General features: G+C 37.6%; 12 protein-coding genes. 11 read left to right on the top strand and 1 reads right to left on the bottom strand.

Translation table 11 applies throughout. The annotated features are described in order from the left end of the window. Positions 1–7 precede the first annotated feature (7 nt). A complete protein-coding gene (ytvI, locus tag M3175_RS00840; protein ID WP_371321642.1) occupies positions 8–1,096 on the bottom strand; it encodes a sporulation integral membrane protein YtvI in 1,089 nt (362 codons plus the stop codon). Positions 1,097–1,341: 245 nt separating this feature from the next. On the opposite strand from ytvI, the gene M3175_RS00845 reads away from it, so the two are divergent. The 11 genes from M3175_RS00845 (at position 1,342) to mutM (ending at position 14,572) form a co-directional block, all read left to right on the top strand. Continuing rightward, the gene (locus M3175_RS00845; protein WP_251513611.1) at positions 1,342–1,800 is read left to right on the top strand and encodes a DUF441 domain-containing protein; all 459 of its coding nucleotides are present in this window, start codon (positions 1,342–1,344) and stop codon (positions 1,798–1,800) included. A gap of 242 nt (positions 1,801–2,042) precedes the next feature. Further along, positions 2,043–3,161, top strand: a complete 1,119-nt coding sequence (citZ, locus tag M3175_RS00850) for a citrate synthase (protein ID WP_251513613.1) — start codon at positions 2,043–2,045, stop codon at positions 3,159–3,161. 186 nt (positions 3,162–3,347) lie between these two features. After that, positions 3,348–4,616 (top strand): NADP-dependent isocitrate dehydrogenase, encoded by a 1,269-nt coding sequence (icd, locus tag M3175_RS00855; protein WP_251513615.1) that lies wholly within the window; start codon positions 3,348–3,350, stop codon positions 4,614–4,616. A gap of 105 nt (positions 4,617–4,721) precedes the next feature. Further along, positions 4,722–5,660: a malate dehydrogenase gene (gene mdh / locus M3175_RS00860; RefSeq protein WP_119709362.1), complete on the top strand. Its 939-nt coding sequence runs from the start codon at positions 4,722–4,724 to the stop codon at positions 5,658–5,660. A gap of 114 nt (positions 5,661–5,774) precedes the next feature. Then, positions 5,775–6,251 carry a MaoC/PaaZ C-terminal domain-containing protein gene (locus tag M3175_RS00865; RefSeq protein ID WP_251513617.1) on the top strand — a complete coding sequence of 159 codons (477 nt, stop codon included), beginning with the start codon at positions 5,775–5,777 and terminating at the stop codon, positions 6,249–6,251. Positions 6,252–6,375: 124 nt separating this feature from the next. After that, the gene (locus M3175_RS00870) at positions 6,376–7,092 is read left to right on the top strand and encodes a response regulator transcription factor (protein WP_251513619.1); all 717 of its coding nucleotides are present in this window, start codon (positions 6,376–6,378) and stop codon (positions 7,090–7,092) included. Next, a complete protein-coding gene (gene pnpS / locus M3175_RS00875) occupies positions 7,089–8,858 on the top strand; it encodes a two-component system histidine kinase PnpS (protein WP_251513622.1) in 1,770 nt (589 codons plus the stop codon). The genes M3175_RS00870 and pnpS overlap by 4 nt, the downstream gene beginning before the upstream one ends. A 223-nt stretch (positions 8,859–9,081) precedes the next feature. Next, the gene (gene hflK / locus M3175_RS00880; protein WP_251513625.1) at positions 9,082–10,047 is read left to right on the top strand and encodes an FtsH protease activity modulator HflK; all 966 of its coding nucleotides are present in this window, start codon (positions 9,082–9,084) and stop codon (positions 10,045–10,047) included. Further along, the gene (gene hflC, locus M3175_RS00885; RefSeq protein WP_251513627.1) at positions 10,040–10,975 is read left to right on the top strand and encodes a protease modulator HflC; all 936 of its coding nucleotides are present in this window, start codon (positions 10,040–10,042) and stop codon (positions 10,973–10,975) included. Before hflK ends, hflC begins: the two co-directional genes overlap by 8 nt. Before the next feature lie 114 nt (positions 10,976–11,089). Then, the gene (gene polA / locus M3175_RS00890) at positions 11,090–13,723 is read left to right on the top strand and encodes a DNA polymerase I (RefSeq protein WP_251513630.1); all 2,634 of its coding nucleotides are present in this window, start codon (positions 11,090–11,092) and stop codon (positions 13,721–13,723) included. A gap of 21 nt (positions 13,724–13,744) precedes the next feature. Beyond that, positions 13,745–14,572 carry a DNA-formamidopyrimidine glycosylase gene (gene mutM, locus M3175_RS00895; protein ID WP_251513632.1) on the top strand — a complete coding sequence of 276 codons (828 nt, stop codon included), beginning with the start codon at positions 13,745–13,747 and terminating at the stop codon, positions 14,570–14,572. Positions 14,573–14,620: the final 48 nt, after the last annotated feature.

Below are 14,620 nucleotides of genomic sequence, written 5' to 3' on the forward strand. Positions count from 1 at the left end.
TGGACTTTTATGCTTCTTTCCCCTTAATAAAGGACCAGACATCTTTAAATACATTGGCACGGTGCAGGGTTGTGATAATTACAAGGGTCACAGGTCCTGCAATTAACCCTAAAAAGCCAATTAATTTAAACCCAACAAATAACGCGATTAAAGTTGCAAGGGGATCAAGCCCTATGTTTGAGGATAATACTTTTGGCTCCATGACCTGTCGTTGGACAAGCACTATGATATACAACACTCCTAAGCCAATGGCTAAACTCATTTCTCCAGCAATTGCCTCATAAATAATCCACGGAACAAACACAGCACCTGTTCCTAAGTAAGGAATAATATCGACTAATCCTGTTACAAGTGCGATGGTAATCGCATAATCTACACGTAAAATCAGAAGCCCAATAAGGATAATCACAGTAGTAATAGAGATTAAAGTTAGTTGGGCTTTTATAAAGCCAAACAGGGCTTTCTTTAAGTCTTCAAGCACCCTCTTTGTACTGCTTTTTGCACGATGTGGAATCATCTTATTGCTAAACCGAGACAGACGATACCAATCTTTACTAATGAAAAAAGTTGCCAACAAGGAGAATATGACTACTGTTGCAGCATTCGGAAACCAAGATAAGATATTCGGTATATTTCCAAAGAAACTTTGAATAAAATCACCGATCGTAGACCCAATAGTTCTTCCTACATTTTGTATATTCGTTAAAATAGTGTCCTGCTGACCCGTGTCTAATGAATTAAATAAGCTTGTTAATTGGTTATAAAGAGGAATAATTTGTGCAGCGATAAAGTCCTCGATAAAATTAATAAGAGTATCTAAATGTCTTGGTACAACATCTGCTAAATAGTCTGCACCAGACACAATTTCTGCGATCAATAGAGTAATGAATCCTGCAAATAAAGCAAAAATAAAGATAATCCCTATCAAAACAGCAAGCGATCTAGGTAACCGGCCTTTGCTTTCTAAAAAATTCACAAATGGATTTAGCATAAAAGCAATTAAAAGGCCGATGATAAAAGGGTATGTAACCTTTGAAATTTGAATCAGGATAAAAACAGATAGAAGTATACTAACAATTACGATCATAAAGCGCATAGTTCTAAATAAATAGGTGAGATTCAGATTAATCGTCCTCCTAATAGTAGAGTAAATGGTAGACTTAAACTTGCTTATTCTTTATTTTACCTACGTATGAAGAATATGGAAAGTTTTGTTTATAGAGAATAATGTTTATCCTTATTTTTCGACAAAACTAGTGGCTTTTGAGAAAGTTGGTTCGATTGTTTATTTGCTGAGTTTTCCTATGGTAAAATAACGTCTATACAAAGGAGGCCTTAAGATTGCTAACACAAGCTAGCTTTTTTTTGCTCATTTTATTACTAATTGGTTTTATCGCAAAAAACCAATCTTTAATTATTGCTGTTGGGGTACTACTGTTACTTAAAATAATAGGTGTGGATTCAAAAATATTTTCTTATATTCAATCAAAAGGAATTAACTGGGGAGTGACGGTCATCACTTTCGCTGTATTAGCCCCTATTGCAAGTGGTGAAATAGGTTTTAAAGACCTAACGGCTGCCTTTAAATCGCCATATGCATGGATTGCTTTAATATCTGGAATGGCGGTAGCGTTAATAGCCAAAGGTGGTATAACACTACTAGCGAAGGATCCCCATATTACTACCGCTCTTGTGCTGGGAACGATCTTGGCTGTTTCTCTTTTTAAGGGTGTTGCTGTTGGACCTTTAATTGGTGCGGGTATCGCGTATTTAGCCATGAAATTTTTTGAACTCTTCTAAAAGGTGATAAGTTTTATGAATTACTAGGCTTAAGTTTTTCTAATAAAATATTAATTTTTTCACATTTTAGGCGGTTTTCGTTCACAAATGTCAGATAATTGTTTATAATAGGACTTGTAAGCGCATCCTTTTTATGGGTGTGAAAAAATTTATAGTCTTATAGTTATCTATAATGTTAATATTTTAATAACTCAGAGAGTTTAGAAGGGTTAGCGAATCACTTTGTAAAGGAGAGGGTCAATATGACAGCAACACGTGGTCTTGAAGGGGTAGTAGCTACGACTTCCTCTGTAAGTTCAATCATTGATGATACACTAACATACGTAGGGTACGATATTGATGATTTAGCAGAGAATGCCAGCTTTGAAGAAGTAATCTATCTTCTTTGGCATAGAAGGCTTCCTACACAGCAAGAATTAGCAGAGTTAAAAAGCCAATTGTCGGTAAATGCAGAGCTACCTAAACAAGTGCTCGAGCATTTTAAGTTATATCCAATTAACGAAGTACACCCAATGGCTGCACTTCGAACGGCTGTTTCGCTCTTAGGTTTGTATGATGAAGAAAGTGATGTAATGGAAGAGCAAGCAAACTATCGCAAGGCAGTTCGTCTTCAAGCTAAGATGCCTGCAATTGTGACAGCTTTTGCGCGTATTCGAAAAGGGTTGGAGCCCATTCCACCTAGAACGGACTTAAGCTTTGCAGCTAATTTTCTTTACTTGCTTTCAGGAAAAGAGCCAGAACCAATTGCAGTCGAAGCTTTTAATAAGGCGCTCGTCCTTCATGCAGATCATGAATTAAATGCCTCTACATTCACAGCACGTGTATGTGTAGCAACTTTATCAGATGTATACTCTGGTGTAACATCAGCTATTGGAGCATTAAAAGGTCCTTTACATGGTGGAGCAAATGAAGCTGTAATGAAGATGTTAACTGAGATTGGAACATTAGAAAATGTTGATACTTATGTTCGTGGTAAATTAGCGAACAAGGAAAAAATCATGGGCTTTGGTCACCGTGTTTACAGAAAAGGAGACCCTCGTGCAAAACACTTAAAGCTTATGGCAGAGAAACTCACTAACTTAACAGGCGAACCACATTGGTTTGATATGTCTACAAGAATTGAGAGCATTGTAACCGGTGAAAAGAATCTTCCACCAAACGTAGACTTCTACTCTGCTTCTGTATATCATAGCTTAGGAATTGACCACGATTTATTTACCCCAATCTTTGCAGTAAGCCGTGTTTCCGGTTGGTTAGCTCATATTCTTGAACAATATGAAAATAATCGATTGATTCGTCCAAGAGCAGATTATACTGGTCCTGGAATGCAAAAATATGTAGCAATTGAGCAAAGAGGTTAAAATTAAATAGAATACAGCATTTTACTTTTAGCTAAAATATTGCTGTAATAGAGAGGAGAGGTTAGAGGCATTTGGCTCTAACCTTTGATTCTGATGTTGCCCGCAATGGATATAAATCTTTTATACATATTGATTGAGCTTGAGTGTGGCGCATCCTGTTAGACAAAATGGAGGGAGAATTATACTATGCAAGGTGAAAAAATTACTGTAACCAATGGAGTCTTAAATGTACCAAATCATCCTGTAGTACCTTTTATTGAAGGAGACGGCACGGGTCCTGATATTTGGGCTGCTGCTTCAAGAGTGCTTGATGCTGCTGTTGAAAAAGCTTATAACGGTGAAAAGAAAATTGTATGGAAAGAAGTACTTGCAGGTGAAAAAGCGTTCAATCAAACAGGAGAATGGCTACCAAACGAAACGTTAGAGTTAATAAACGAATATTTGATTGCTATTAAAGGACCTTTAACAACACCAATTGGTGGAGGAATTCGTTCACTGAATGTTGCTCTACGCCAAGAGCTAGATTTATATGTATGCTTGCGTCCAGTTCGCTGGTTTGAAGGCGTTCCTTCTCCAGTTAAACGTCCACAAGATACGGATATGGTAATCTTCCGTGAAAATACAGAAGATATTTACGCAGGTATTGAGTATGCAAAAGGTTCAGATGAAGTGAAAAAGCTTATTTCTTTCCTTCAAAATGAAATGGGAGTTAATAAAATCCGCTTCCCAGAAACATCAGGAATTGGGATCAAGCCAGTGTCTGAAGAAGGAACTACTCGTTTAGTTCGTGCTGCAATTGAGTATGCGATCAAAGAGGGACGTAAATCTCTAACTCTAGTTCATAAAGGTAACATCATGAAATTCACTGAAGGTGCGTTTAAGAACTGGGGTTATGAGCTTGTTGAGAGAGAATACGGCGATAAAGTGTTCACATGGGCACAGTATGACCGTATTAAAGATGAGCAAGGCACAGAGGCTGCAAATCAAGCTCAAGCAGATGCAGAAGCTCAAGGGAAAATCATCGTGAAGGATGCAATTGCAGATATTTTCCTTCAACAAATTCTAACTCGCCCACGTGAGTTTGATGTAGTTGCTACAATGAACCTTAACGGAGACTATATTTCTGATGCACTTGCTGCACAAGTAGGTGGAATTGGAATTGCACCTGGAGCAAACATCAACTATGTAACAGGTCATGCTATTTTTGAAGCTACACACGGTACAGCACCTAAGTATGCTGGATTAGATAAAGTAAACCCTTCATCTGTTATTCTTTCTGGTGTATTAATGCTTGAACACCTAGGCTGGAATGAAGCAGCGAAGTTAATCATCGATTCAATGGAGAAGTCAATCGCTTCAAAAGTGGTTACTTATGACTTTGCACGTTTGATGGACGGAGCAACAGAAGTGAAGTGCTCAGAATTTGGAGATGTGCTTATTAAGAACATGGGGTAATTTGTTCTAGAGGCTGTTCTTTCTAGAACAGCCTTTTTATAATTGTTTAGCTTTTCTGCAAAGTGACTTAGGACAATGACTTTTAAAATGTAGGGGGAAAAGGTTATGTCAATGAAGCGTAAAAAGATCTCGGTAATTGGTGGAGGCTTTACTGGAGCTACAACAGCTTTTCTACTTGCACAAAAAGAACTTGGAGATGTCGTTTTGTTGGATATACCGCAAATGGAAAATCCAACAAAGGGAAAGGCTCTAGATATGCTTGAAGCAAGTCCGGTTCAAGGGTTTGATGCAAATATTACAGGCACAGCAGATTATGCAGATACTAAGGATTCTGATATTGTTGTTATTACCGCTGGAATTGCTAGAAAACCTGGGATGAGTCGTGATGATCTCGTTCAAACCAATCAAAAGGTTATGAAAGCTGTCGCATCTGAAGTAGCTAAGTATTCACCAAACTGTACGATTATCGTATTAACAAATCCAGTGGATGCAATGACATATACTGTTTTCCAAGAAACTGGATTCCCGAAAAATCGTGTCATTGGTCAATCAGGGGTTCTAGATACTGCACGCTTCCGTACATTTGTCGCCCAAGAGTTAAACTTATCTGTTAAAGACATAACTGGTTTTGTACTAGGTGGCCACGGTGACGATATGGTCCCTCTTGTTCGATACTCATATGCAGGTGGAATTCCATTGGAGACATTACTACCGAAGGAACGCTTAGAGGCTATTGTTGAACGTACGAGAAAAGGTGGAGGAGAGATTGTTAACCTATTAGGAAATGGAAGTGCTTACTATGCACCAGCTGCTTCTCTAGTAGAAATGTGTGAAGCAATCTTAAAAGATCAGCGTCGTGTTCTCCCATCTATTGCTTACCTTGAGGGTGAATATGGATATAAAGGAATCTATTTAGGGGTACCAACGATCCTCGGAGCTAACGGAATAGAACAAGTAATTGAGCTTGAGCTAACAGATGAAGAAAAGAGTGCATTAGATAAATCAGCAGCTGCTGTACGAAATGTAATGGATGTTTTAGTTTAATCGTATCGAAAATTCGGGGGTTCTTCCCCGAATTTTTTGTTCTTCTATGCTTTTGCTATAATAAGGTATAAGATCGATATGAGAACGATTTCATTTACTGGAGGTATCGTCTGCATGTTGTTAGGTAAAAAGAGAAAAATGGGCCGGAAAATTAATGAAATTTCTAGAGGAGAAAAACTTTCTCTGACAGAAAAGATTGAAGATAAGGACTTACTACTATATCTTGGTCTAACGAATGATGCGAACCCGTTGTATATTCAGCATGATTATGCTTCACAAACTCCTTTTAAAAAACCGCTGGTGCCAAGTATTATGCTCACCGGAATCATTACTTCTGCTGTTTCAAAATATTTGCCTGGGCCAGGTAGCCATATTCTAAAACAGGATATTGAATATGTGAAACCGGTATATCATTATGAAATGATTGATTTCATGTTCGAAGTGTCCGAGGTAAGTATAAGTAATCATACAATTGAAATCGCAGTTGAAGGGAAAAACGAAGAGGGAGAACAAGTACTGAGAGGGCTCCTTCTTGTTTGTCCTCCTCATCAACTTGAGGCATTAGATGGTCATGCTTTGGAAAATTTTTAACAGGAAGTAGACGTGCTTTTTAAGAGTACGTCTATTTTTTATGAATTTTATGTTATCTTTATTAAATGAATATGTATTATAATGGATGTGGATGATGGGGTAATACGTGAATGTGGAGGCTTTTATGGAAAAAAGAGTGCTTGTAGTCGATGATGAGCAGTCAATTGTAACGCTCCTGCAGTACAATTTACAACAGGCTGGTTATGAAGTTTTAACTGCTGCTGATGGGGAAGAAGGACGAAATATTGCTTTGGAACAGGAGCTAGACTTAATTATTCTGGATTTAATGCTTCCGAAGCTTGATGGAATTGAAGTTTGTAAGCAACTTCGTCAACAAAAAATCTTAACGCCTATTCTTATGTTGACTGCAAAAGACGATGAATTTGACAAAGTTCTAGGACTTGAACTAGGTGCAGATGATTACATGACAAAACCGTTTAGTCCAAGAGAAGTCATAGCGAGAGTCAAAGCAATTCTTAGAAGAACCCAAGTACAACCAGAACCAGTTGCAGTACAAGAAGAGGAAAAAGATGTGCTTCAGGTGGCAGAGTTGAAAATTTATCCTGAACAATACGAGGCGTATTCCGGAGATATATTATTAGAGCTCACTCCCAAGGAATTCGAATTATTACTCTATTTAGCAAGACACAAAGGACGAGTTCTAACACGAGATCAGCTGCTAAGTGCGGTATGGAACTATGATTTTGCAGGAGACACGCGAATTGTTGATGTTCATATTAGCCACTTAAGAGAGAAAATAGAACAAAATACAAAAAAACCAGTTTATATAAAAACGATTCGAGGCTTAGGCTATAAGATGGAGGAGCCTAAGGGAGAATGATTAAATTTCGAACGAGACTTTTGTTTGCCCTCATTATGCTTATTTTCATTGTTCTAATTGGATTAGGCCTATTGTTAGGACAACTGTTCAAAGGATACTATATTGATTCCTTTGATGGGAGGATGAAGCAGGAAACAAAGTTAGTCTCTACGTATATTCAAGATACTGGTGGCATAAGTCACATTTCTAAAGATAGAATAAACGATTTTAGTGATACACTAAGTTCTCGAATTACGATACTAGATAAAAATGGAAATGTCGTTTATGATAGTGGCGCCCTTGAAAATACGAGTAATAAGAGGCATGAGAGTGTTCTAAAGTCCATCTTTGAAAATCAATTAGAAAAAAAAGATGAGATAATTGAAGTGGGTGGAGGATACAATCTTCACTATTATTGGAACAGTATAGATTTTAATGATGAGGCTGAGGGAATCATTGTATTAAGCACGAAACTAACAGAAATAAAAAATGCATACGAACAGATCTGGTGGATATTAACGGTTTCACTTGGGATCGCGTTATTTGTCATTATTTTATTGGGTTATAAAATAACGACCATGTACACAAAGCCGATAGAATCTGCTACCAATGTAGCTATTGAGCTTGCAAAAGGAAATTATCGTGCTAGAACATACGAGGATCATGCCGATGAAACAGGTATGCTAAGCAGTTCGATTAATGTTTTAGCGCGAAACCTACAGGAGCTCATGAAGTCAAAGGAAATTCAACAAGATCGCTTAGGGACCTTAATTGAAAATATGGGAAGCGGACTTATATTAATCGATAGCCGCGGCTATATTAATCTGGTCAATCGTACGTATAAAGAAATTTTTCAAATAGAATCAAACGAGTATTTGGAAAAGCTTTACTACGAAGTGATTGAACAAAAAGACATCTGTGATTTGATAGAAGAAATTTTTATGACAGAGCACAAAATTAGAAAACAACTAATTGTACCTGTAGGGATTGAGAGAAGACACTTTGAAGTTTATGGTGTTCCAATTATCGGATTAAACGATGTTTGGAAAGGGATTTTATTAGTTTTCCATGATATTACCGAGATTAAGAAGCTTGAACAAATGCGTAAAGACTTTGTTGCAAATGTATCGCATGAGCTAAAAACTCCTATTACTTCTATAAAAGGATTTTCCGAGACCTTACTAGATGGAGCCATGGAGGACAAACAGACATTAGAGGCATTCCTAACGATTATCTTGAAAGAAAGCGATCGTTTACAAACATTAATACAAGATTTATTAGACCTTTCGAAGATGGAGAAGCAAGGCTTTCAATTGTCCATCCAAAAAATAAATATTGTTGATGTGTTAAATGAAGTTCTCCCCATCTTAGCAGGTAAGGCACTTGAAAAGAAAATTGACCTTCAATTTGAAGCAGAGGAAGAAGTGATCTTTGTTGAAGGTGATGTATATAGATTAAAACAAGTTTTTATTAATCTAATAACCAATGCCATTTCCTACACTCCGGAAGAGGGTTCGGTAAAGGTCGAAGTTCGTGAGAGGACAAGCAAGATAAGAATAAAAGTAATAGACACCGGGATTGGAATTGAGCGAAAGGAAATTCCTAGAATCTTTGAACGTTTTTATCGAGTGGATCGTGCTAGAAGTAGAAACTCCGGAGGTACGGGTCTAGGCTTAGCCATTGTGAAGCATTTGATTGAGGCTCATAGAGGAAATATCCGAGTGGAAAGTAAGGTTGGAAGAGGAACCACTTTCATTATTGAACTACTAAAAGAGATTCCTAAGTAACACAGGTGACTTGGAGACAAATTTTACAGTACATTTACAATTACTATAATATTCCTTAATAATTGTTCTGTAATATCGTAAGGGAAAACCCCTTCATCCAAGGACCTAAAGAAAAGGTGAAAGCTAACCCCGCTTTCACCTTTTCTTTTTTTATTGAAACCTTTTTCACGTACATTCGTATATCAATTAACTGTTCTTATTAAAGGGAAAGAGGTGAAGGTTGTTGCTTAGTTTAAAAAGAATTTATTCACTGGTAGGTCTCATATTTTTAATCATAGTATTGAGTTTTGTTGTTTTTACAACGTGGTATACGGTTGATGAATCCGAACAAGCTGTTATATTAACCTTTGGAAAGGTAGAAGAAGGAATAACAGAACCTGGGTTACATTTTAAGATGCCTTGGCCTATTCAAAATGTAGAGAAGCTTTCGAAGGAAACATTTAGCTTACAATTTGGTTATGAAGAAAAAGACGGAGAAATTGTTGAATTCGATAATGAAACAAAGATGATCACTGGAGATGAAAATATCGTTCTGGCAGATCTTGTTGTTCAATGGAAAATTACAACGCCTTCAAAATACCTATATAATGCGGATAATCCAGAAGAGATATTACGCGATGCCACTTCAGCATCTCTTCGTAGTATTATAGGAAGCTCCAAAATTGATGATGCCTTAACTTCTGGGAAAGCGGAAATAGAAGCAAGTGTCAGAGAGCTTCTGGCGACGCTAATGGATAAATATGATATTGGGATTACGATAATGGCGGTGAAGCTGCAAGATGTGGAACTTCCAAATGAAGAAGTTCGAAAAGCATTTACCAATGTTACAGATGCTCGTGAAACGATGAATACAAAGATTAACGAGGCTAAAAAGTACCAAAATCAAAAAATCAATGAAGCTGAAGGGGAAAAGACGGCTCTTATTTCAAGAGCTGAAGGGGACCAATCAGCAAGGATCGAGATTGCTAGAGGGGATGTAGCGGTTTTTAATAAGCTCTACGATGAGTATAAAAATAACCCTGAAGTAACTAGACAACGACTTGTGTTAGAAACCTTAGAGGAAGTATTACCAGGAACAGAAATTTATATCATGAATGATGATGGTGATACATTGAAGTATTTCCCGATTAGACCTCTAGAAAAAGAAGAAGCAAAACCTCAGGCAGAGGGGAGTGGAAACAATGAATGATGGAAATGTAATTGATATGAAAGAGCGTTCTGGAGATGGTTTTAAATGGCGGAATTATACTAAATTTGGATTGGTCGCGCTTTTAATCCTTCTATTGATTGGAATCACTCTCACCAACTTATTTGTTGTTAAGGAAGGAGAATACCGAGTGATTCGCCAATTTGGTGAAGTAGTTCGAATCGAGAGTACTCCTGGTCTAAGCTATAAAGTCCCATTTGTTCAAAGTGTTTCGACTCTACCAAAATATCAAATGACTTATGATGTAAATGAAGCTGAAATTAATACGAAAGATAAAAAACGTATGTTAATCGACAATTATGCTGTTTGGAAAATTGAAGATCCTAAAAAAATGATTTCGAATGCGAGAACACTTGAAAATGCTGAGGGAAGAATGGAGGAGTTTATTTACTCCGTTGTTCGATCAGAGCTTGGAAAGTTAAACTACGAAGAAATCATTAATGATGAGGCGTCTACAAGAGGTTCTTTAAACGATAAAATTACAGAGAAGGTTAACGAGCTCCTCTCACAAGATAATTACGGAATCGTTGTAACGGATGTGCGTATGAAAAGAACCGATCTCCCGAAGGAAAACGAACAGTCGGTATTCACTCGGATGATCTCTGAACGTGAATCAAAGGCACAGGAGTATTTATCAATAGGGGATGCACAGAAAAATATTATTATTGCAGATACGGATCGTCAGGTAAAAGAAACGCTAGCGAAGGCGCAAGCAGATGCCGAAACAATACGTGCGGAGGGAGAAGCACAAGCTGCAAAGGTATATAATGAGGCGTTCTCAAAAGACCCAAGCTTCTATCAATTATTTAGAACATTAGAATCGTATAAAAAGACAATTAACGGTGAAACGGTTATTGTTCTGCCATCAGATTCACCTTATGCCCGTTTGCTTATGGGATATACAGAGTAAATATAAAGCCGGCGTTTTCCTTTCCTATCATGGTCATGGTAGAATAAAGGAGGAAAACACTGGCTTTTTTACATATTACATGAGACAAGCTTTAGTTAGAAAGGGAGGCTTCCTTTGAAAAAGAAACTTGTATTAATTGATGGAAATAGCATCGCTTACCGGGCATTCTTTGCGCTGCCATTGCTAAACAATGATAAAGGAATTCATACTAATGCCGTTTATGGATTTACGATGATGCTCTTGAGGATATTGGAGGATGAAAAGCCATCACATATAATGGTTGCCTTTGATGCTGGAAAAACAACCTTCCGTCATAAGACATTTAGTGAGTATAAGGGCGGCCGTCAAAAAACGCCACCTGAGCTATCCGAACAATTTCCTTTTATTCGAGAAGTATTGGACGCATACCGAATCAAAAGGTACGAACTTGAAAACTATGAAGCAGATGATATTATTGGTACTTTGTCGAAGAAGGCAGAGGAAGATGGTTTTGAAGTAAAGGTTATTTCGGGAGATAAAGATTTAACCCAGTTGAGTTCTGAAAAAACGACAGTTGCGATCACCAAAAAAGGGATCACCGAAATTGAGGAATATACTCCAGAGCATATTAAAGAAAAATATGGCTTAACACCAAAGCAAATCATTGATATGAAAGGGTTGATGGGGGATACGTCAGACAATATTCCTGGTGTCCCTGGAGTTGGTGAAAAAACCGCTATTAAGCTATTAGCAGAGTTTGAGACACTCGAAAAACTGCTCGAATCGATTGATCAAGTGAGTGGGAAGAAATTAAAAGAAAAGCTTGAGGAATTTAAGGACCAGGCGATTATGAGTAAAGAGCTTGCGACCATAACACGAGAAGCTCCAGTTACAGTACAACTCGAGGAGTTCGAATATGAAGAGTTAGACCGTGACAAGGTTGTTCAGTTATTTAAAGAATTAGGATTTAATTCATTACTCGATAAATTAGGAGATCACACAGGAGATTCTGTGGAAGAGCCTTTAGAGAGTGTTGAATTCACAACTGTTCATGAGGTAACGGAAGATCTTTTTACGGATGATAATGCCTTATACATTGAAGTATTAGATGATAATTATCATTATGCTGATCTTGTGGGTATTTCATTAGTGAATGAAAAGGGGAACTTTTTCATACCTACCGATGTAGCCATCGAATCATCCGTTTTTAAGAATTGGGCTGAAAATGAAGCCTCTAAAAAAATTGTGTATGACGCGAAAAGGACAGAGGTATCACTAAGACATCATCATATCCATCTAAAAGGTATTGAGTTTGACTTACTTTTAGCTTCCTATATCATGAATCCAGCGGAGTCTGTTGATGATATTTCAACGACAGCTAAACGCTATGGTTTTACGAGTATTAGTTCTGATGAGACTTTTTACGGAAAAGGAGCTAAGAGAAAGATTCCTGAACCGGAACAGCTTGGAGAGCATCTCGTTCGAAAAGGGCTTGTGTTACAGGATCTACGAGATAAGCTCGAACAAGAGTTAAAAGCAAATGAACAATTCGAATTATATTATGATTTAGAGCTTCCTCTATCTTTAATTTTAGCGGATATGGAATCGTGTGGAATTAAAATTGACCTCGACCGACTTCATGCGATGGGAGAAGCAATTTCCGATCAGCTAACAAGTATTGAAGCTCGTATTTACGATCTTGCAGGCGAGAGCTTTAATATTAATTCACCCAAGCAGTTAGGTGTCATTCTCTTTGAAAAGTTACAACTTCCAGTTGCGAAAAAGACAAAAACAGGTTATTCAACCTCTGCAGATGTACTGGAGAAACTTGAGGAAGAACACGAAATTATTCGAGAAATATTAAATTACCGTCAGCTTGGTAAGCTTCAGTCCACTTATATTGAAGGATTAATTAAAGTAATTAATCCTTCAACTAATAAAGTTCATACAAGATTTAATCAGGCATTAACTCAGACAGGAAGATTAAGCTCGACAGATCCGAATTTACAAAATATCCCGATTCGACTCGAAGAGGGACGTAAAATTCGTCAAGCGTTTATTCCGTCTGAGGAAGGCTGGGTCATTTTTGCAGCTGATTATTCTCAAATTGAACTACGAGTGTTAGCGCATATTGCTAATGACGAAAAGCTAATCGAAGCCTTTCAAGAGGGTCTAGACATTCATACAAAAACAGCGATGGATGTGTTTCATGTATCCAAGGAAGAAGTCACTTCGAACATGAGACGACATGCCAAAGCGGTAAACTTTGGAATTGTTTACGGCATCAGTGATTATGGGTTGTCACAGAGCTTAAACATCACACGAAAAGAAGCAGGTAGCTTTATTGAAAGATACTTAGAAAGTTTTCCAGGTGTGAAAGAGTATATGGAAGAAATCGTAAAAGATGCGAAGCAAAAGGGGTTCGTGTCAACCCTTCTGCACCGCAGAAGATATATCCCTGAAATAACGAGTAGAAACTTCAATCTTCGTAGTTTTGCGGAACGGACGGCAATGAATACGCCAATACAAGGAAGTGCAGCGGATATTATAAAAAAAGCGATGATAGATATGGCGGATAGGCTCGAAAAGGAAAAACTAAAAACACGATTGCTGCTATCTGTACACGATGAATTAATATTCGAAGCACCAGAAGAAGAAATCGAGAGATTGAAGGAAATCGTTCCTGACGTCATGGAACATACAGTGGAGTTAAAGGTGCCACTAAAAGTTGACTATTCCTACGGTCCGACTTGGTTTGACGCGAAATAAAGGCAGTAGGGAGGAAGAAGATTGCCAGAACTTCCAGAAGTCGAAACAGTTCGACGTACATTAGAAATGCTAATTTTGGATAAAGAAATCAAAAAGGTAACTGTTCTTTGGCCCAAAATCATTAAACATCCAGATGTAGATCAGTTTTGTGATGCTTTAATTGGCGAGAAATTTATTCAGTTAGGAAGAAGAGGAAAATTTCTTATCCTATATACTGGAAGATTTGCGTTAATTTCTCATTTACGTATGGAAGGTAGATATGCCCATTTTGAGGCGGAGGAACCAGTCGCTCTCCACACGCATGTGATTTTTACTTTTACCGACGGGACAGAGCTCCGCTACAAAGATGTTCGTAAATTTGGGACGATGCATTTATTTGAAAAAGGAAAAGAGTTTAACCAGCCACCTTTATCGACTCTTGGCCCTGAACCGTTTGATCCAGATTTTACATCAACCTATTTGCAAAAAAGGTTATCAAAAACACAAAGATCAATCAAAACAGCTTTGCTTGACCAAACAGTAGTTGTTGGGCTAGGTAATATTTACGTAGATGAAGCCCTTTTTCGATCGAAAATTCACCCTGAAAGAATTGCGAGCTCATTAAAGAAAAAAGAGTGGATGATCCTTTATGAACAAATAAAGGAAACTCTGGGCGAAGCGGTTGAAAAGGGTGGAAGTACGGTACGATCTTATGTGAATTCACAAGGACAAATGGGAATGTTTCAGCTTGAATTATTTGTTTACGGTAGGAAAGGTGAAAATTGTAAAATATGTGGTACTCCTCTAGAAAAAATTGTGGTTGGTGGGAGAGGAACCGTGTTTTGTCCGAAATGTCAAAAGAAGAAGTAGGCTGAACCTTGGATGGGCTCCTTTCATATACTATCCTAGCTTTTTGTT

Origin of the sequence: Robertmurraya korlensis (genome assembly GCF_023715225.1) — a bacterium.
GTDB lineage: Bacteria > Bacillota > Bacilli > Bacillales > Cytobacillaceae > Robertmurraya_A.